Origin of the sequence: Nonomuraea sp. ATR24 (assembly GCF_041950485.1) — a bacterium.
Taxonomy (GTDB): domain Bacteria; phylum Actinomycetota; class Actinomycetes; order Streptosporangiales; family Streptosporangiaceae; genus Nonomuraea; species Nonomuraea ceibae.
The window spans coordinates 1-18,782 of the sequence record NZ_JBGNUU010000029.1 but is presented as its reverse complement, the minus strand read 5'-3'; the positions used below and the strand labels follow the sequence as shown (position 1 = coordinate 18,782).

17 protein-coding genes and 1 pseudogene are annotated in these 18,782 nt (G+C 74.5%); 12 read left to right on the top strand and 6 right to left on the bottom strand.

All coding sequences use genetic code 11. The annotated features are described in order from the left end of the window. Positions 1 to 3: 3 nt before the first annotated feature. Together ACBI99_RS41230 and ACBI99_RS41225 are read left to right on the top strand one after the other, a co-directional pair. Positions 4 to 936, top strand: coding sequence for a GNAT family N-acetyltransferase (locus ACBI99_RS41230; protein ID WP_219514961.1), 933 nt, complete (start codon positions 4 to 6; stop codon positions 934 to 936). Positions 937 to 972: 36 nt separating this feature from the next. Further along, positions 973 to 1,749 carry an arylamine N-acetyltransferase gene (locus ACBI99_RS41225; protein ID WP_219514959.1) on the top strand — a complete coding sequence of 259 codons (777 nt, stop codon included), beginning with the start codon at positions 973 to 975 and terminating at the stop codon, positions 1,747 to 1,749. On the opposite strand, the gene ACBI99_RS41220 is transcribed toward ACBI99_RS41225, so the two are convergent. Both ACBI99_RS41220 and ACBI99_RS41215 read right to left on the bottom strand, forming a co-directional pair. Further along, the gene (locus ACBI99_RS41220) at positions 1,739 to 1,921 is read right to left on the bottom strand and encodes a DNA polymerase beta superfamily protein (protein WP_308126128.1); all 183 of its coding nucleotides are present in this window, start codon (positions 1,919 to 1,921) and stop codon (positions 1,739 to 1,741) included. The genes ACBI99_RS41225 and ACBI99_RS41220 overlap by 11 nt on opposite strands. Then, positions 1,918 to 2,556 carry a DNA polymerase beta superfamily protein gene (locus tag ACBI99_RS41215; protein WP_219514951.1) on the bottom strand — a complete coding sequence of 213 codons (639 nt, stop codon included), beginning with the start codon at positions 2,554 to 2,556 and terminating at the stop codon, positions 1,918 to 1,920. Before ACBI99_RS41215 ends, ACBI99_RS41220 begins: the two co-directional genes overlap by 4 nt. Before the next feature lie 114 nt (positions 2,557 to 2,670). Between ACBI99_RS41215 and ACBI99_RS41210 the strand changes: the two genes are divergently transcribed. Further along, positions 2,671 to 4,536 carry a propionyl-CoA synthetase gene (locus ACBI99_RS41210; protein WP_357591632.1) on the top strand — a complete coding sequence of 622 codons (1,866 nt, stop codon included), beginning with the start codon at positions 2,671 to 2,673 and terminating at the stop codon, positions 4,534 to 4,536. Positions 4,537 to 4,612: 76 nt separating this feature from the next. Continuing rightward, complete coding sequence (locus tag ACBI99_RS41205; protein ID WP_375074938.1) at positions 4,613 to 7,639, top strand: NACHT domain-containing protein; 3,027 nt, start codon at positions 4,613 to 4,615, stop codon at positions 7,637 to 7,639. Here ACBI99_RS41205 and ACBI99_RS41200 read toward each other — a convergent pair. Together ACBI99_RS41200 and ACBI99_RS41195 are read right to left on the bottom strand one after the other, a co-directional pair. Further along, complete coding sequence (locus ACBI99_RS41200; protein WP_219514945.1) at positions 7,636 to 8,778, bottom strand: HAMP domain-containing sensor histidine kinase; 1,143 nt, start codon at positions 8,776 to 8,778, stop codon at positions 7,636 to 7,638. The genes ACBI99_RS41205 and ACBI99_RS41200 overlap by 4 nt on opposite strands. Further along, complete coding sequence (locus ACBI99_RS41195; RefSeq protein ID WP_357591634.1) at positions 8,775 to 9,431, bottom strand: response regulator transcription factor; 657 nt, start codon at positions 9,429 to 9,431, stop codon at positions 8,775 to 8,777. Before ACBI99_RS41195 ends, ACBI99_RS41200 begins: the two co-directional genes overlap by 4 nt. A 154-nt stretch (positions 9,432 to 9,585) precedes the next feature. Between ACBI99_RS41195 and ACBI99_RS41190 the strand changes: the two genes are divergently transcribed. The 7 genes from ACBI99_RS41190 (at position 9,586) to ACBI99_RS41160 (ending at position 15,729) form a co-directional block, all read left to right on the top strand. Beyond that, the gene (locus ACBI99_RS41190; RefSeq protein ID WP_375074937.1) at positions 9,586 to 10,944 is read left to right on the top strand and encodes a hypothetical protein; all 1,359 of its coding nucleotides are present in this window, start codon (positions 9,586 to 9,588) and stop codon (positions 10,942 to 10,944) included. Beyond that, positions 10,941 to 11,186 carry a hypothetical protein gene (locus ACBI99_RS41185; protein WP_375074936.1) on the top strand — a complete coding sequence of 82 codons (246 nt, stop codon included), beginning with the start codon at positions 10,941 to 10,943 and terminating at the stop codon, positions 11,184 to 11,186. The genes ACBI99_RS41190 and ACBI99_RS41185 overlap by 4 nt, the downstream gene beginning before the upstream one ends. Next, positions 11,171 to 12,097, top strand: a complete 927-nt coding sequence (locus ACBI99_RS41180) for a sensor histidine kinase (RefSeq protein ID WP_375074935.1) — start codon at positions 11,171 to 11,173, stop codon at positions 12,095 to 12,097. The genes ACBI99_RS41185 and ACBI99_RS41180 overlap by 16 nt, the downstream gene beginning before the upstream one ends. Continuing rightward, positions 12,094 to 12,741 (top strand): response regulator, encoded by a 648-nt coding sequence (locus tag ACBI99_RS41175; protein ID WP_219514938.1) that lies wholly within the window; start codon positions 12,094 to 12,096, stop codon positions 12,739 to 12,741. The genes ACBI99_RS41180 and ACBI99_RS41175 overlap by 4 nt, the downstream gene beginning before the upstream one ends. 184 nt (positions 12,742 to 12,925) lie before the next feature. Then, complete coding sequence (locus ACBI99_RS41170) at positions 12,926 to 13,807, top strand: hypothetical protein (RefSeq protein WP_219514936.1); 882 nt, start codon at positions 12,926 to 12,928, stop codon at positions 13,805 to 13,807. A gap of 70 nt (positions 13,808 to 13,877) precedes the next feature. Then, entirely contained in the window at positions 13,878 to 14,783 is a 906-nt protein-coding gene (locus ACBI99_RS41165; RefSeq protein WP_308126127.1) for a hypothetical protein, read from the top strand. 70 nt (positions 14,784 to 14,853) lie between these two features. Further along, a complete protein-coding gene (locus ACBI99_RS41160) occupies positions 14,854 to 15,729 on the top strand; it encodes a hypothetical protein (protein ID WP_375074934.1) in 876 nt (291 codons plus the stop codon). On the opposite strand, the gene ACBI99_RS41155 is transcribed toward ACBI99_RS41160, so the two are convergent. Both ACBI99_RS41155 and ACBI99_RS41150 read right to left on the bottom strand, forming a co-directional pair. After that, the gene (locus ACBI99_RS41155) at positions 15,714 to 16,871 is read right to left on the bottom strand and encodes a UDP-N-acetylglucosamine--N-acetylmuramyl-(pentapeptide) pyrophosphoryl-undecaprenol N-acetylglucosamine transferase (protein ID WP_364179043.1); all 1,158 of its coding nucleotides are present in this window, start codon (positions 16,869 to 16,871) and stop codon (positions 15,714 to 15,716) included. The two genes, ACBI99_RS41160 and ACBI99_RS41155, sit on opposite strands and share 16 nt — an antisense overlap. A 4-nt stretch (positions 16,872 to 16,875) precedes the next feature. Further along, positions 16,876 to 17,898 carry a formylglycine-generating enzyme family protein gene (locus ACBI99_RS41150; protein ID WP_375074933.1) on the bottom strand — a complete coding sequence of 341 codons (1,023 nt, stop codon included), beginning with the start codon at positions 17,896 to 17,898 and terminating at the stop codon, positions 16,876 to 16,878. A 54-nt stretch (positions 17,899 to 17,952) separates the two neighbouring features. Here ACBI99_RS41150 and ACBI99_RS41145 point away from each other — a divergent pair. Next, positions 17,953 to 18,782, top strand: a pseudogene (locus ACBI99_RS41145) (cytochrome P450); the annotation flags it as partial.

Below are 18,782 nucleotides of genomic sequence, written 5' to 3'. Positions count from 1 at the left end.
TCTATGCTGTTCCGTCCCGCGGCCGAGTCCGAACTCGACCGCCTGCTCGGCTGCGTCGTCGACGAGCCCGTGAGCTGGGCCGACCCCGACCGGCTGCGCGCCTTCCTCGCGGACGGGCACTACCGCTATGACCGCATCTGGGTGGCCGAGCGCGACGGCGAGATCCTGGCACGGGCCGTGTGGTGGGGGTTCCCCGACTCCGGGCCCCTGGCCCTCGACTGCCTCTACGTCGACCCGTCCGTCCCCGACCGGGTGGAGCTCGCCGCCGACCTGCTGCGGCACGCCCACGAGGCGTTCGGCGACAGGCCCGCCTACCACCTGTTCGTCCCCGCCGGCTGGCGCGACCAGCCCGCCGTCACCGCCGCCGTCGCCTGGCGGTGGGAGGCCGGCGGCCGGGCCGGGCTGACCGACGAGCTCGAACGCCTCCGCTACGCCTGGAAGCCCGGCGCGCCGGTGCCCGAGCCGACCGGCCGGCTGGAGTTCCGCGCCGAGCCCGACGACGAGGCGTTCGCCGAGGCGTTCCGGCAGGCCGCCGAGGGCAGCCTCGACCACCACACCCGCCAGGCCCTGCTCGTCAAGGACGCCGCCGCCGTCGCCCGCGAGGACCTCGACGACTACCTGCGCATGCCGGGGGAGCGGTCCTGGTGGCGGCTCGCCTACACGCCCGGCGGCGAGCTGGCCGGGTTCGCGCTGCCGTCCGCCAACCAGGCCGGGCCCGTCGTCGGCTACCTCGGCGTCCTGCCCGCCCACCGGGGCCGCGGCTACGCCGCCGAACTGCTCGCCGAGATCACCCGCTCGCACGCCGGGCGCGGCGCCACCCGGATCGCCGCCGACACCGACGCCGGCAACGTCCCCATGGCCAGGACCTTCGAACGGGCCGGCTACGAGCTGTTCGCCGTCCGGCTCGTCCTGTCCCCGGATCCCGCGAACCCGTGATGCGGCACCCCGTCCCGCTCCGTCACCCTTGAACGCATGAACTGGGACATCGACCACCTCGACCTCGAGGCGTACCTCACCAGGATCGGTCACGACGGGCCCCGCGACGCCACCCCCGGGACGCTGCGGGCCGTGCACCGCGCGCACGTGACCGCCATCCCGTTCGAGAACCTGGACGCCGTCCTGGGCCGCGGCGTCCCCATCGACCTCAAGTCCGTGCAGGACAAGCTGGTCGGGGGACGGCGCGGCGGCTACTGCCACGAGCACAACCTGCTGCTCGCCGCCGCGCTCGAACGGCTCGGCTTCCCCGTGACGCGCCACCTCGCCCGCATCCGGCTCGGCCGCCCGCACCTGCCCCGCTCCCACGCCGTCCTCACCGTCGAGGCCGGCGGCTCCCGCTGGCTCGCCGACGCCGGCTTCGGCGGCGATGGGCTCGTGGAGCCGCTGCCGCTCGCCGACGGCGCCCACGCGGCGCTGGGGGAGTGGCGCTGGCGGCTCGGCCGCGACGGCGGCTTCTGGGTGCTGCACGCCGGGTCCGCCGAGCTGTACGCCTTCCGCGAGGACGAGCCGCAGTACCCGAGCGACTTCGAGATGGCCAACCACTACGTCGCCACCCACCCGCGATCGCCGTTCGTCCGGCACGTGCTCGCCCAGCGCACCGTGCTCTCCCCGGACGGTCACGCCGCCCGGGTGCGCGTCGGGGACCTCGGCGCCACCACCGCCCGCGAGCTCGCCGACGCGCTCCGGGACCGGATCGGCATCACGATCACCGAACAGGACGCGGCCCCGCTCCTGTCCCGCCTCACGGGGTGACCGCTCCTCTCCGCTCCAGGACGCCGGTGCGCATGAGGTGAAGCCCGGTGGCCAGCACACGGAACGTGTAGAGCAGCGGCTTCAGCTCGCCGTTCTTCCCGTACAGCCGCCACTGGGTGCGGGCGAAGCCGAGGTAGTGGTGCGCGTCCGCCAGCCAGCCGGGCAGTTTCACAGGTGGTCCCTCCGTACGTCGATCAGGAACGCCTCCACGGCGGCCCGGTCGGGCCGGTCCGGCAGCACGGACCGCGCGCCGGCGAGGTCGGCGGCCAGTTCGGCGCGCCAGGCGTCCACCCGCTCCCAGGGCACCTCGCCGCGCCGGACGGCGAGCAGCCGGTCGCGGTGCGCGCCCACGTCGACCAGCGGCTCGCCGTGCCGCACCAGGTGCAGGCCGCTGATCAGCAGCCGGATCATGTGCATCGCCTGCTTCCACTTGGGCGCGGCCGGGTCCAGGCGGCGGAACTGGGCGTCGGCGTAGCCGGTGAACGTCTCGTGGGCGCGCCGCGACAGGAACGCGCCGCGCAGCTCGCGCAGCCGCCGCCCCTCGGCCGTCTCGATCTCGACGATCGGCGACCACAGGCACTCCAGCACGGTCGGGTTCGCGTCCAGCGCCAGCCGGCAGAACCGCTCGACCTCCCACGAGAACTGCTCGGGCAGCGGCCCGTCGCGATGCGTGACCGGCTTGTCCAGCCGCCAGAAGTCCGCCGTCGGCGCCACGAACACGCCCCGCCGGTCGGTGTCGGACGCGCCGGTCCGCAGCCCGTACGCCCGCGAGCCCGTCACGACGGAGAGGATCAGGTCATCGTCCACCCGGCCACCTTGCCAGGCCGCCCCCGCCGCATCGTGAGCAGGGTGGAAAGGATCTCCCCGACACCCGGGCCCGAAGGGCTTGCACAGCCCGGAGGGGCCTGGTCTGATCAGGAAGTGCGAGGTTATGAGGCTGCCTATCGGCAGAGCATCGAGGACCCCGAGACGTTCTGGGGCGAGGCTGCGCGCGGGATCGACTGGGACGTGCCGCCGGAGCGGGCGGCCACCGAGGGCGGCTGGTTCGCCGGGGGCAGGCTCAACACCTGTCACAACGCCGTCGACCGTCATGTGGCCGCGGGCCGGGGCGGGCAGGACGCGCTGATCCACGACAGCCCGGTCACCGGCACGGTGCGCCGCTACACCTACGCCGAGCTGCTGGAGCAGGTGTCCAGGACGGCGGGGATGCTGCGCGGGCTCGGTGTCGGCCGGGGCGACACCGTGGTGATCTACATGCCGATGGTGCCGGAGGCGGTGTTCGCGATGCTGGCCTGCGCCAGGATCGGGGCGGTGCACTCGGTGGTGTTCGGCGGGTTCGCGGCCGGTGAGCTCGCGGTGCGGATCGACCACGCCCGGCCCAAGGTCGTGCTGTCGGCGTCGTGCGGCATCGAGCCGTCCCGGACCGTCGCGTACAAGCCGCTGCTCGACGCGGCGCTGCGGCAGGCCGCGCACCGGCCGGAGCGTTGCGTGGTCCTGCAGCGGCCGCAGGGCCCGGCCGAGCTGAGCGAGGGCCGCGACCTCGACTGGGCGCGGGCGGTGCGGGAGGCCGAGCCCGCGGAGTGCGTGAGCGTGGCGGCGACCGACCCGCTGTACGTGCTCTACACCTCCGGCACGACCGGGGTGCCCAAGGGGGTGGTGCGCGACAACGGCGGGCACGCGGTCGCGCTGCACTGGAGCATGTCCCACGTGTACGGGGCCGCGCCGGGGGAGGTCTTCTGGGCCGCCTCCGACGTGGGCTGGGTGGTCGGGCACTCCTACATCGTGTACGGGCCGCTGCTGGCGGGGTGCACGACCGTGCTGTACGAGGGCAAACCGGTGGGGACGCCGGACCCGGGGGCGTTCTGGCGGGTGGCCTCGACGTACGGGGTGCGGACGCTGTTCACGGCCCCGACGGCGATCCGCGCCATCAGGAAAGAGGACCCATCGGGAAATTGCGCCAAAAAGTGGGACTTGTCGGCACTGCGCTACCTCTTCCTGGCCGGTGAGCGCCTCGACCCCGACACCTACCACTGGGCCGCCGGCCTGCTCGGCGTCCCGGTGATCGACCACTGGTGGCAGACCGAGACCGGCTGGCCGATGGCCGCCAACTGCGTCGGCATCGAGGAGCTGCCCGTCAAGCCGGGCTCGCCGACCAAGCCCGTCCCCGGCTACGACGTGCGCGTCCTCGACCAGGAGGGCCGCGAGTGCCCGCCCGGCGCCGAGGGCGCGGTCACCGTGCGCCTCCCGCTGCCGCCCGGCTGCCTGCCCACGCTCTACCGCGACGACGCCCGCTTCGCCGAGTCCTACCTGTCCCGCTACCCCGGCCACTACCTGACGGGCGACGGCGGCTACGTGGACGACGACGGCTACCTGTACGTGATGGGCCGCGTCGACGACGTGATCAACGTGGCCGGGCACCGGCTGTCCACCGGCGCGATGGAGGAGGTGGTCGCGGCGCACCCGGACGTCGCCGAGTGCGCGGTGATCGGCGTGGCCGACGAGCTGAAGGGCCAGCTCCCGATGGGGTTCGTGGTGCTCAAGGCGGGCGCCGGGCGCGATCCGGCCGAGGTGGAGCGCGAGCTGGCGGCGATGGTGCGCGAGAGGATCGGCCCGGTGGCGGCGTTCCGCACGGCCGTGGTGGTGCCGCGGCTGCCCAAGACCCGCTCGGGCAAGATCCTGCGCGGGACGATGCGCGACATCGTGGCGGGGCGCGCGTACCGGGCGCCGTCCACGATCGAGGACCCGGCCGCGCTGGCGGAGATCGCCGAGGCCGTCACGGACCGGTGAACTCCACGGTGAATTACCCAAAGAATCACCATAAAAAGCGTCATGATGGGATTTCTCACGCTCTTCGGAGACGCGCATGACGGACATCCTCAGCTACGCCGACGCCCTGAAGATTCTCGGCTGCGACCAGAGCCGCCTCGTCAAACTCGTCGACCTCGCCTCGACCGTGTCGCTGACCGGCTGGGCGCTGGCCGGCGGCGCGCGCCTGCCGATGGGCCTGCTCGACCTGCGCGCCGACGTGGTCCGCTACACCGAGGACGTGGTCCGCCGGATGACCGGCCGAGGCGGCCACCGCTTCGAGCGCACCCGGCGGCTGGCCGCGGCCCACGCGGTGATCGTCGTGTCGGCGTACTTCGAGGCGCTGGGCGAGGCGCGGCTGCCGGTCGGGCTGGAGTCGCTCGACCACACCGCCCACCCGGGCACCGGTCCCGCCGAACGGTTCGCCGCCCTGGTGGAGAGCCTGCTGCTGACCCCGCTGCCGATGCCCGAGCCGCACCGCCCGTACGAGGAGACCCGGCAGGCCGTCCAGCGCGTCCACCAGCGGATGTCCGAGGCGGTCACCGCCTACGCGCGCGGGCTGCCCCTGTGGGAGAAGCTGCGCGCGGGCGACCGCACCCGGCTGCCGATCCTGCTCGCCGACGGCACCGCCGCGCAGGCGCTGCGCGTCTACGACGAGGACTACCGGCTGCTCAGCCGCGACAACCCCGAGTTCGGCATGTGGAGCCTGGTCACCGAGACGCCGCCGCTCGGCGCCGGCCTGTCGCGGGTGGCGCGGCTGCTGGCGGAGCTGGCCCCGCCCCGCCTGGGCGACCGGCCGATGATCCACCTGGTGCGGCTCGCCGCCACCGCCCTGGACCAGCCGCTCATGTCGGGCGGCACCGCGCCCGAGGACGTCACGCTGCCGCTGCTCGGCGAGGGCTACATCAGCCCCCGCTGCCGGGTCGCGGAGATGACCCGCGAGGCCACGCCCGCCGCCCGGAGCTGGTGGAACGACCGCCGCCGGCTGCCCGACGCGGAGGCGTTCCTGGTCGGCCACCTCACCTCGCTCGGCGCCACGCAGGCGCCGCTCGTCGTGCTCGGCGAGCCCGGCGCGGGCAAGTCCAAGCTGGCCGAGGTGCTCGCCGCCCGGCTGGCCGGCTCGGAGTTCCTGCCGATCAGGGTCGAGCTGCGCCACGTCGTCGCCGAGTCCACCGTCATCTCCCAGATCGACCAGGGCCTGCGCAACGTGCTCGGCGAGGAGGTGCGCTTCGAGGAGCTGGTCGACGCGGGCGGCGGCGCGCTGCCGGTCGTCATGCTCGACGGCTTCGACGAGCTGATCTCCAGCCGCCACGACTACCTGGAGCAGATCCAGGAGTTCCAGGCCGGGCAGTACCGGGTGGGCAGGCCCGTCGCGGTGATCGTGACCGGCCGCACCGTGCTCGCCGACCAGGTCAGGTTCCCCGAGGGCGTGCTGGCGCTGCAGCTCCAGCCGTTCGAGGAGGACCAGGTGCGGCGCTGGCTGGACATCTGGGACCAGACCAACCGGGCGCTGCTGGCCCGCCACGACCGGGTGCCGCTGAGCGCCGACGCGGCGCTCGCCCACGGCGAGCTCGCCACCCAGCCGCTGCTCCTGCTGCTGCTCGCGCTGCACGACGCCACCGGCGACCCGGTGCGGCCCGACGGCACCGGCATCGGCCGCGCCGCCCTGTACGAGTCGCTGATCCGCGACTTCGCCCAGCGCGAGGTGGCCAAGGACGCCGCGGCGGGCGGGCTGCCCCCGGCCCGCCAGCGCGCCCTGGTCGACCGGGAGCTGGTGCAGCTCGGCGTGGTGGCGCTGTCGATGTTCGCCCGCGGCCGGCCGGTCGCGGCGGAGGCGGCGCTGGACGCCGACCTGGCCGCCGTGTGCGGGCAGGCCCGCCGCGACGCCGGCGGCACCGTCAACTGGGCCCGCCGCGCCACCCGCCGCTTCTTCTTCGTGCACCGCACCGAGCCCGGCGACCTGGTGCCGCGCTACGAGTTCCTGCACGCCACGTTCGGCGAGTTCCTCGTCGGCTGGCTGGCCGTCCACGCGGTGCGCGAGCTCGTACGGCGGCACGACCTGCTCGACAGCGAGCTGGCCGCCGCCCCCGCCCAGGACCTCGACGACGACCTGCTCTACGCCGTCACCTCGTTCTCCTGCCTGGCCGAACGCGGCCCGGCGATCGGCTTCGCCGTCGAGCTGCTGTCGGCGCTGCCCGCCGACGTGCGCGCCCGCGCGGTCAGCCTGCTCGGCGCGCTGCTGCGCGAGTCGCTGCACGAGCGCCGCCGCCGCTCCTTCACCGCCTTCGAGCCCGTACGCCATCCCGTCACGCGGCGGCTGGCCGCCTACTCCGCCAACCTCACCCTGCTGTACGCGGCCGCCGCGGGGGAGCCGGTCCGCGTCTCGGAGCTGCTCGGCGACGGCGACCACCTGGCCCGCTGGGCCTCGTACGCGCATCTGTGGCGCAGCCAGCTCGGCGAGGACGGCTGGAACGGGCTGCTCGCGGCGCTGCCCGCGCAGCGCGTGTCGGAGGGCGGCGAGCGGGACGTGCTGCTGGGCGGCGCCCCCGAGCCGCCCGCGGCCGAGGGGCTGAGCTGGTGGTTCGACCACCGGATGCGGCAGCGGGCCACCGTGCTGCGCCACCGCACCCGGGCCTTCGCCGAGCGCCCCTACCTGCTCAGCCTCGACACCGACCTGCTGGCCGACCTGCTCGCCGACGACGCCGACCTGCCGCTCGTGCTGCGCCCGTCGGGGAACGTGGCCAGCGCCACCCACCTGGTGCAGGAGCTGCTGACCGGCGGCCCGGCGGGGCCCGAGGAACGCGTCGCCCTCTACCTGGACGCGATCGGCGCCGTCACCGCCGCGAACATCTCCGGCGGCGGCCGGCTGCTCGGCCTGATCGCGCACGCGGTCACGCTGGACGGCGGCGCGCTGCCGTTCGCCGAGCGCGGCCGCATCCTCAGCGAGCTGCTGCACGGCGGCGCCGAGCACGCGCTGCTGCGCCCGCTCGTCGAGTCGATGATCGCCGAGCGGTTCGAGAGCTGGGAGAGCCTCGTGCAGGCGGGCATCCCGGAGGACGTGCTCCGCAAGATCCACAGCCCCTAGGCGGCCGGGAGCTCGACCGTGATCGTCAGCCCGCCCTCCTCGCGGGGCCGGGCGACGACCGTGCCGCCGTGCGCCTCGGCGATCACCCGGACGATCGACAGCCCGAGCCCGCTGCCGCGCTCGGAGCGCAACCGGTCGCCGTGCAGCCGCCGGAACGGCTGGAAGATCGTCTCGATCTCGTACGGGGGCACCTGCAGCCCGGTGTTGGCCACGACGAGCTCGACCTGCTCGGCCCGCTGCCGCGTCGTCACCCACACCTCGCCCTTGGGGTGGTTGTGGCGGATCGCGTTCTCCACCAGGTTCTGCACCAGCCGCTCCACCAGCACCGCCTCGCCGGCGGTCGGCGCGGCGTCGAGCAGCCGGTGGATCGTCACCTCCCGGTCCTGCGCCTCGGCGGCGGCCAGGTCGAGCACGTGCTCGGCCACGTCCGTCAGGTCGAACGGCCGCCGGTCCAGCACCGCCTGCTCGCCCTCGGTCAGCGCCAGCAGGCCGTCGATGAGCCGCTCGTGCCGGGCGTTGACCAGCAGCAGCGACTCGCCGAGCCGTTTGACGTCCTCGGTCGCGTCCGGCCGCCGCACCGCCACGTCCACCAGCGTCCGGTTGATCGTCAGCGGCGTGCGCAGCTCGTGCGAGGCGTTGGCGACGAAGCGCCGCTGCCCGTCGAACGAGCGGGCCAGCCGGTCGAGCATGGTGTCGAAGATGTCGGTCAGTTCCTTGACCTCGTCGCGCGGCCCCCGCCAGCCGATCCGCTCGGTCAGGTCGTGGCTCTGCGCCACCCGCCGGGCGGTCTCGGTGGCGTGCCGGACCGGGCGCAGCGCCCAGCCGGCGGCCCGCCAGCCCAGCGCGAACGCCACGGCCGCGCCGCCCAGCACGACGAGCGCGCCGACGGTGCGCACGTTGGCGAGCGTGTCGCGCTCGTACACGGCGCGCACGTGCATGACGCGGTCGCGGGTGAACTCGTAGACGGTGCTGTAGCGGTGGGTGATCCAGCCGGCGTCGCGGACGTAGTCGGGGGTGATGAGCCCGGAGCGGTAACTGAGGCTCTGCTGCACCACGACGTGCACGCCCGCCAGCACCAGCACGCCCGCCACGAGGAACACCCCGGCGCAGGCCAGGCCGAAACGCAGTCGGACGCTCATGGGATGCGATACCCCGACCCCGGCACCGTCTCGATGACCTGCGGCTGGCCGAGCTTCTTGCGCAGCTTCATCATCGTGGTCCGCACGGTGTTGGTGAACGGGTCGATGTGCTCGTCCCACACCTTCTCCAGCAGCTCCTCCGCCGACACCACCGCGCCCCGCGCCCGCAGCAGCTCGGCCAGCACGCCGAACTCCTTGCGCGCCAGCGGCACGTACCGGCCCTCGCGGAACACCTGCCGGTGCGCCCAGTCCAGCCGCACCCCGGCTCGCTCCAGCATCGGCGGGTCGGCCCGCCTGGCCCGCCGCCCGAGGGCGTGCACCCGCGCCAGCAGCTCCTCGAACGCGAACGGCTTCGGCAGGTAGTCGTCGGCCCCCAGCGACAGCCCCGCCACCCTGGAGCGCAGGTCAGACGCGGCGGTCAGCATGAGCACCCGCACCAGCCAGCCGCGCTCCACCACGTGCGCGCACACCTCGTCCCCGTGCCTGCCCGGCAGGTCGCGGTCCAGGATCAGCACGTCGTAGTCGTGGACGCCCAGGCGTTCCAGCGCGGCCTCCCCGTCGTAGGCCACGTCCACGGCGAGCGCCTCGTTCCGCAGTCCCTCCGCGATCGAGTCGGCGAGCATCCGCTCGTCCTCGGCGATCAAGACACGCACCTTGGCCCCCAAAGATCCATAAATGAAGAACAGTGTGACCTTAAAGGCATAACGCCGACGTAACCACTTCAGGTGACGCCCGGGTTATGCGCCCGGCGCTGGACTTTCTCCCCTCCGGCCGGGATCCGCCCGGCCCGCCCGGGGGGAGTGCCGCATGGCCGCGCACCGCCTGTTCGCCGTCGTCCTCGCGCTCGCCGCCGCCCTGCGGGTGCTCGTCATGCTCGGCTACGACACCGCGATGGTGTACTGGTACGACTCGTTCACGTACCTGGACACGGCGGTCCACCTGCAGCCGCGCGGGGCCTTCCACCCCGCCGGCTACTCCGCGTTCCTGTGGCTGATGCGGCCGTTCGGCAGCGTCGAGCTGATCGCCGGGGTGCAGCACGCGATCGGCCTCGGCATCGCCGTCATGATCTACGCCCTGCTGCGGCGGCGCGGGCTGCCCGGCTGGGGGGCCACGCTCGCCGCCGTGCCCGTGCTGTTCGACCCCGCGTTCGTCAGGCTGGAGCACGCCATCCTGTCCGACCTCCAGGTCATCGCGCTCGTCGTGGCCGCACTGTGCGCGCTGATGTGGCGCGAGGAGGTCACCTGGCGGGCCGCCGCGCTCGCGGGGCTGCTGCTCGCGCTCGCCGGGGTCACCCGCACCGCCGCCGCGCCGCTGATCGGCCTGGCCGTCCTGTGGCTGCTGCTGCGCCGCGTCCCCTGGCGGGGCGTCGTCGCGCTCGCCCTGGCGGGCGCGCTGCCGCTGATCGGCTACGCCGGCTGGTACGCCCAGCACAACGGCCGCTTCGCGCTCAGCGGCTCCGACGGCGTCGCGCTCTGGGCGCGCACCATGACGTTCGCCGACTGCTCGATCATCAAGCCGCCGCCCGAGGAGGCCCCGCTCTGCCCCAACGGCACCGTCCTGGACGCCGCCTCCGAGTACGTGTGGGCGCCCGGCGCGTCGCTCAACCGGCTGCCCGGCGGCCGGTTCGCGCACAACGACCTGGCCCGCTCCTTCGCCGTGCGCGCCATCGCCGCCCAGCCGCTCGACTACCTGCGCGAGGTGGCCGCCAACACCGCGCTCGCCTTCACCTGGGAGCCCGTGCCGCACCCCGACCGCATGACGCCCACCTCCCGCTTCCCGTACGGCACCTGGACCCTGCCGGGCAACCCGCTGGTGGACAAGGTGCGCGCCGAGTACGACCCGGACATCCGCGGCATGCGCTCGGTGGAGCCGTTCGGGTCGATCCTGGCCGCCTACCCGTACCCGTGGTTCCTGCACGGGACGCTGTTCGGGGTGATGCTGCTGGCCGGGGCGGCGGGCTCGATCGGCCGCCGCCGGGCCGCGCTGCTGCCCTGGACGTTCGCGATGTTCCTGCTCGTCGCGCCGGTCGCCGCGCTGGACTTCGACCACCGGTACGTGCTGCCCGCCATCCCCCTGGCCGCCGTGGCTGCCGCGCTGGCCGTAGCCGCGATACCGCGTCCGCAGCATCGCGCGCCCGTACGGGAACGCGTTACCGTGCCCGTATGAAGACCTTCGCCCTGGTCTGCGGCATGGGCGTGGTCGTGGTGTACTCGACCCTCCTGGCCACCGGCAACCAGCCGGACGCCCGGCCGCTCGACCTGGCCGGCTACGTGCTGCTGGCCGTCGCCGCGCTCGGGCTGGCCTGGCTGCCGCGCGACCCCGTGGCGGCGCTCGTCGCCTGCGCCGGGGCGGCCGCGCTCTGCTTCGTCCAGGGCTACGCCTACGCGTTCTGGTGCGCCCCGCGCTGATCGCCGTGTTCGCCGCCATCGACGCCGGGCGCCGCGCCGCCGGGTGGGCCGGGGCGGCGTTCCTGGTCGCCGTGCCGCTGACCGGCGCGATCGCCCACCCCTCGGCGGACCGGCTCGTCGGCGTCGTCATCTGGGCGCTGCTCGTCCTCGTCGTCGCCCAGCCCGCCGAGGTGTCGCGGGCCCGCCGCGACCACACCGCCGAGGCCGAGCGGCGCGCCGCCGACGCCGAGCGCACCCGCGAGGAGGAGGCGCTGCGGCGCGCCCAGGAGGAACGGCTGCGGGTCGCCAGGGAGCTGCACGACGTCACCTCCCACACGATCTCGGTCATCGCCCTGCACGCCGCCGTCGCCGCCGAGGCGGTGACCCGCGCGGGCGGGCCGCCCGAGGCCGCCGCCGCCCTCCAGGTCATCCGCGCCTCCAGCCGCCAGGCGATGACCGAGATGAAGACCATCCTCGGGATTCTCCGCCCCACCGCGGCCGGGGCGGGGGAACGGCAGCCGCAGCCCGGGGCGGCACAGCTCCCCGCGCTGGCCGGGAGCGCCGGGTTGCCCGTCACGCTGGAGGTCGCCGGGGCGCGCCGGGACCTGCCGCCCGTCGTCGACCTGGCCGTCTACCGGATCGTCCAGGAGGCGCTGACCAACACGCTCCGGCACGCCGCCGCGACCCGCGCCGCCGTGACGCTCACGTACGAGCCGGACGCCGTCCGCGTGCGCGTCGAGGACGACGGCGCCGGAGCCGGAGCCGCCCCGGCCTCGCCCGGACCGGAGCCCGAGCAAGCCCATGCTCGTGGGCAGGCTCAGGGGCACGGCCTCACCGGGATGGCGGAGCGCGTCGCGGCCGCCGGCGGGCGGCTGAGCACCGGTGACGGGCCCGCGGGCGGGTTCCGCGTCGACGCCTGGCTGCCCGCGTGATCACCGTACTGCTCGCCGACGACCAGCCGCTCGTCCGGGCCGGCCTGCGCGCGCTGATCGACCCCGAGGACGACCTGTCCGTCGTCGGCGAGGCCGCCGACGGCCGCGACGCGGTCCGGCAGGCCGCCCGCCTCGACCCCGACGTGGTGCTCATGGACATCCGCATGCCCGGCCTCGACGGCCTGGCCGCCACCCGCGAGATCGCCGCCACCCGCACCCGCGTCGTCGTGGTCACCACCTTCGACCTCGACGAGTACGTCTACGAGGCGCTGCGTTCCGGCGCGAGCGGCTTCCTCGTCAAGGACGCCGACCCCGCCGAGATCCGGCACGCCGTCCGGGTGGCCGCCCGGGGCGACGCGCTGCTGTCGCCGGGGGTCACGCGGCGGCTCATCGAGGAGTTCACCGCCCGCCCGCCGGACCTCAGCCCCGCCCGGCTCGCCCCGCTCACCGCCCGCGAACGCGAGGTCCTGACCGGCGTGGCGCGCGGGCTGACGAACGGGCAGATCGCGGGGGAGCTGTTCATGAGCCCGGCCACGGTCAAGACGCACGTGAACCGGATGATGGCCAAGCTCGGCGTGCACGACCGGGCGCAGCTCGTCGTCCTCGGCTACGAGACCGGCCTGGTCCGTCCCGGCCGCCCCTGAGCCGGGCCGGAACCCGCCCATCGGCCAGGCCGTCACCAGAGCCCCGGACGGCTCGGGGACGGCCCGGCTGCTGGGCGGCCGGTGAGGTCGGGCTGGTTCGAGGCTGCCGTTTCGGCGGATTGTTACGTAAAATTCGGGCATCGCGAGTGTTGGGGGCGCCAGGGTGCCGAGACAGGGCGTGGGTGTGGTGGTCGATCCCACCGTGCCGCCGGAGGTCGCCGGGATGCTGCGGGGCAGCGGGGCGCTCCTGTCGAGGTTCAGGGCCGGCTGGGTGCCGCCCCCCGTGGAGCCGATCGAGCGGCCGCGCGGCCCGTCGAGCCTCGCGCTGCTGGCCGCCACCCCGGTGGTCGTCGCGGTGGTGGCGGTGCTGCGGGACACGCCGCTGTCCGTGCTGGGGTTCATGGTGCTGGCGATGTTCGTGCTCGTCGTCCTGTTCAGGATCGCCGGCATCAGCGAGGTGCCCGAGGACGACAGGCCGCGCGAGCGGGCCGTCTACGAGCAGGCCCGCTGGTACGAGGGTCGCTACCTGTTACCCGGGGACTTCGACGAGGACGCGGCCCGGATGCTGGCCCGGGCGCAACGGGCCATCGGCACCGTCCTGCGCTCCCACGTCAACGCCGAGGGCCTGCTGGACGACGCGCGCAACGCGGTGATCCTGCCCGAGCAGGAGTGGGAGCTGGCCAGGCTGCTGGCCAAGCTGTCGGCGCTGCGCGCCGAGCACCGCGAGCTGACGGAACGCGGCATCGCCCCCGAGGTCGCCGCCGTCGTGCGCCCCCTGGACAACGCCCTGGCCGGCAGCGAGGCGGCCATCCTGGCCCGGGTCGAGGCGCTGGAACGTTACGCCCGCCACGTCGCCGACGCCGAGCGCGCCTACCACGCGCGCGCCCAGATCGAGGAGCTGCGCGCCCGGCTGCCGCGCTACGAGGAGCTGCTGGCCGAGTCGGGCGCCGACGCGCTGGCCGTGCCCGAGCTCGACCGGCTCAGCGAGGACGCCGAGGACGTCGAGCGGGCGCTGCGGCGCAGCGTCACCTCCGCGCACGAGGCTTTTCGCTATCTGGAGAGCTGACCCGCGCCGGACGGCGTGAGCTGACCGCAGGGCCTGCCGCCGGGACAGAGCGCCACATAGGATCAAAAATGTGCCCGGTCGTCCTGCGAAGGTGATAGTCGAGCCCACTGTTCCAGCCGCGACCGCCGACCTGCTCCGCGGCAACCGCAAACTGCTGCTGCGCGTCCGTTCCGGCTGGGTCCCCGCGCACCGCCACCCGCCCGCCGTCGGCCTGGTGACCCGGACGGTGGCGACCGTCGGGGCGCTGATGGCGATGTCCGCCGGGCTCGGGTTCTTCCTGGCCGGCCGCTACACGCCGTTCGTCGCCGTGATGACGCTGGCCGCGCTGCTGGCCGTCGCCGTGCTGGCCAGGCCCCGCCCGGACGCCGAGGTGGAGCGGCGGCACGAGATCGAGCGCCAGGTCTACGACAGCGCCCGCCGCTACGCCGGCCGGTTCGTGCTGCGCGAGGACCTGGACGAGGCGGCCCGCGCCCTGATGACCCGGGCCCAGACGGCCGTCGACGCCGTCCTGGACTCGAACGTGCACGCCGAAGGGCTGCTCGACGACATCCGCAACGCGGTGATGCTGCCCGCCCAGGAGTGGGAGATCGCCCGGCTGCTGGCCAAGCTGTCGGAGCTGCGCGCCGAGCATCGCGGGGTGGTGGCCGAGGGCATCACCCCGGAGGTGGCGGCCGTCGCCGAGCCGCTGGCCCAGGCCCTCGACAGCAGCGAGGCCGCCGTGCTGGCCCGCGTCGAGGCGCTGGAACGTTACGCGGGCCACGTCGCCGACGCCGAACGCGCCTACCGCGCCCGCGACCAGATCGAGCGGCTCGGCGCCCGCCTGTCCAGTTACGAGGAACTGCTGGCCGAATCGGGCGCCGACGATTCGGCCGTGCCCGAGCTGAGCCGCCTGGCCGAGGACGCCGGCCGGCTGGAACAGGCCCTGCGGGACAGCGTCACTTCAGCCCAGGAGGCATTCCGCCATTTACGCGAATGAAATGCGCAATTACCGATAACCAGCAGGAGAATGAAGCCGGCAAAGAGAAATTCCCCTAGGATCCCGATTTGTGGAAGTGGTGGTGGATCCGGGGGTGCCGCCGGAGGACGCGCAACTGATCCGGGACAGCGGCAAGGTCCTGACCCGGATGCGGCGAGGCTGGGTCCCCCCGCCGCCGCCCCCCGCCAAGCGCCGCGGCGTCGGCATGATCATCGCTGTGGTGGCCGCCGGAGCCACCCTCATGGCGCTCGGCGCGATGCGCGGAGGCGTCGGGCTGCTGCTCATCTTCATCGGCATCCCCGTCCTGGTCGCCGCCTTCATCCGCACCGACCTCTCCGACGATGACGACGAGGCCGTCGTCGACCGGCAGATCTACGAGCAGCTCCGCTGGTACGAGGGCCGCTACGTGCTGGCCGACGACCTCGACGAGTCGTCCCGCAGGCTGCTGGCCCGCGCCCAGAAGGCGATCAAGGCGGTGACCGAGTCGGCCGTCAACATGGAGGGCCTGCTCGACGACGTACGCAACTCGGTGATGCTGCCCGCCCAGGAATGGGAGATCGCCCGGCTGCTGGCCAAGCTGTCGTCGCTGCGCGCCAAGCACCGCCGGACCGTGACCGGCGCCGTCACCCCCGAGGTCGCGGCCGTGGCCGAGCCGCTGGCCCGGGCGCTCGACAGCAGCGAGGACGCCGTCGTGGCCCGGGTCGAGGCGCTGGAACGTTACGCCGCCAACGTCGCCGAGGCCGAGCGCGCCTTCCGGGCCCACCACCAGATCGAGGAGCTGCGCGGGCGGCTGCACCAGTACGAGGAACTGGTGGCCGAGTCGGGCGCCGACGGCTTCGCCGTGCCGGAGATCGAGCGGCTCAGCCGCGACGCCGACCAGCTGGAGCAGGCCCTGCGGCGCAGCCTCAACTCCGCCCACGAGGCCTTCCGCTATCTGGAGCCCTGACCCGCGATCCCCTGGGCGTCCTGGCAGGTGCGTACGAGCAGGTCGGCCAGCACGTCGGCGGCGTCGACGCGGCCCAGCTTGCGCGCGGCCTCGCCCATCGCCGCCCGCAGCTCCGGATCGGTCAGCAGCGGCATCAGCTCGGCCAGCAGGTCGTCGGCCGTCGGGTGCGGCTCCAGCAGCGCCCGCCCCGCCCCCGAGGACATCAGGTAGGCGGCGTTCTTGCGCTGCTCGTCACCGCCCGTCGGGATGAGCGGGATCAGCACCGACGGCTTGCCGATCGCGGTCAGCTCCGACACGGTGCCGGCGCCGCTGCGCGCGATCACCACGTCGGCCGCCGCGTACAGGTCGGGCAGCTCCGAGCCCACGTACGGCACCGGATGGTAGCGGTCGGCCAGCCCCGGCGGCAGCTCCACCGCCCGCATCTGCTCGATCCAGGCCGGCCCGCACTGGTGCACCACCTGGGCGTGCGGCAGCAGCCGGGGCAGCAGCTCGGCGATCAGCGTGTTGATCTGCTTGCTGCCCTGCGCGCCGCCCGTCACGTAGATCAGCGGCACCTCGAACGTCAGCCCGAACAGGTCGTAGGCGGCGGCCCGGTTGCCCTGCAGCAGCTCCGGCCGGACCGGGTTGCCCGTCACGACCGCCTTGGAGCGCGCCGAGGCCGGCAGGTAGTCCAGCGACGACTCGTGCGACAGCGCGATCCGGGTCGCCAGCCGCGACAGGATGCGGTTGGCCAGCCCCACCACCGTGGTCTGCTCGTGCATGACCAGCGGCCGGCGGATCAGCTTGGCCGCCACCCCGATCGGCACCGCCACGTAACCCCCGGTCGACAGCACCACGTCGGGCAGGTAGCGGGCGGCGTGCCCGATCGCCTGGAACACGCCCACCGGGATGCGGAACACGTCGGCGACGTTGGTGCCGAGCTCGCGCAGGTTGGGCCGGCGGCGCAGCTTGCCCGTGGTGATCGCCTTGAACGGGATGCCGTGCTCGGCGGTGAGACGGGCCTCCAGCCCGCCGGCCGTGCCCACCCAGAGCACGTCGTGCGGCACCTGGTGACGCCGCAGCGCCGCCAGGGTCGTCAGAGCCGGGTAGGTGTGACCGCCGGTGCCGCCGCCGGTGATCAGCAGTCGCAGGGTTCGTGACATGCGCTCAGACTATGGCCGCACAGCGGAAACCCGTGTGCCCGGTGGCGGAGTCGGGGGTGTTGGAGGTGCGCGCCGCCACCCGGTAGCGGTTGCAGTAGGAGTCGTGGCACATGTACGAGCCGCCGCGGATCACCTTGGCCTCGCCCTCGGCCGGGCCGGTCGGGTTGTCGGCGTACGGCTCCCACTCGACGCCCCACCAGTCGGCGGTCCACTCCCACACGTTGCCGGAGACGTTGTAGAGGCCGTAGCCGTTGGGCTGGAACGACTTGACCGGCATCGTGCCCTTGCTCGGCGCCGACGGGAAGCGGCCCTGCCAGATGTTGCACCGCTGCCGCCCCTTCGGCGCCAGCTCGTCGCCCCACGGATAGCGGGCCCGCTCCAGGCCGCCGCGCGCGGCCATCTCCCACTCGGCCTCGGTCGGCAGCCGCTTGCCCGCCCACGCCGCGTAGGCGCTCGCGTCGTGCCACGACACGTGCACGACCGGGTGGTTCTGCCGGTGGCCCACCGAGGAGCCCGGCCCCTCGGGCGTGCGCCAGGTGGCGCCCTCCACCCCGGCCCACCACGGCGCCCCGGGCACGCTCGCCTCCAGGACGCCCCGGCCGGCGAACTGCCGGAACACGAACGACCAGCCGATGCGCTCGGCCTCGGTCACGTACCCGGTCTCCTTCACGAACGTGGCGAACTGCGCGTTCGTCACGCACGCCGGGTCGATGAGGAACGGCTCCACCCGCACCCGGCGCACCGGGCCCTCGCCGTCCTCCGGGCGGCCGTCGGGGTCGTCGCCGCCCATCCAGAACTCGCCGCCGGGGATCCGCACCATCCCGCGCGGCGGCTCCCGCCGCACCGCCACGGGCCCGGGTGCGGGCGTCGGCATGGGCATCGGGGTCGGCGTCGGCGTCGGCGTCGGCACGGTGAGCACCTCGTGCGCCGCCGTGACCGCACCCGCCCCGCTGCCCGCCCCGCCGCCCGCGCCGGACCCGCCGGGCTCCCCGGCCGCCTCACGGCTCGGACCGCAGCACGCGCCCATCCCGGCCCCCCTCTCACGTGTGTCGTGGCCTCTAGGAAGGGTAGTCGCCCTGCCATGCGCACGATCACGCGGCCGCCGCACGCGAACGCCGCCGAGACACTGCGGCTGGGCCTCACCCTGGTCCTGCCGGCGCTCGCGCAGGGCGTCATCGTGCGCCGCCCGCTCATGGTCCGGCTCGCCGCGCTCACCCGCGCCGACGACCGGGCCGTCCGGCTGCTCGCCCGGCTGCGCGCCCGCCACGGCGACGGCCCGCTGCTGGTCCGGGTGCCGCTGCGGGGCTGGGCGGTGCTCGTGCTCTCGGCCGCCGACGTGCGGCGGGTGCTCGACGACCGCTCGCTCACCCCGGCCAACCGGGAGAAACGCGGCGCCCTCGGCCACTTCCAGCCGGACGGCGTGCTCATCACCCCCGAGCCGGAGCTGCGGGAGCGGCGTCACGACTACAACGAACGGGTGCTGCTCCCCGACTTCGGGCCGGTCGCGCGGGCCGCCGCCGAGGAGGCGGCCACGCTGCCGTACCGGGGCGTGCTCACCTGGACGGACTTCCACGCCGCGTTCTGGCGGCTGGCCCGGCGCGTCGTGCTCGGCGACGGCGCCCGCGACGACGTGACCCTCACCCGGATGCTCGACCGGCTGCGCGGCGACGCCAACTGGTTCTACCTGCGCGGGCGCCGCACCGACGTGTACCGCGCCTTCCGGCGGCGGCTGGACGGCCACCTGGCGCGCGCCGAGCCCGGCAGCCTGGCCGCCGCCCTGGCCGCCACCCCGGCCCCCGCCGACGTGTGCCCGGAAGGCCAGGTGCCGCACTGGCTGTTCGCCTTCGACGCCGCCGCCATCGCCGCCTACCGCGCCCTCGCTCTCCTGGCCACCCACCCACCCCCCAGAAC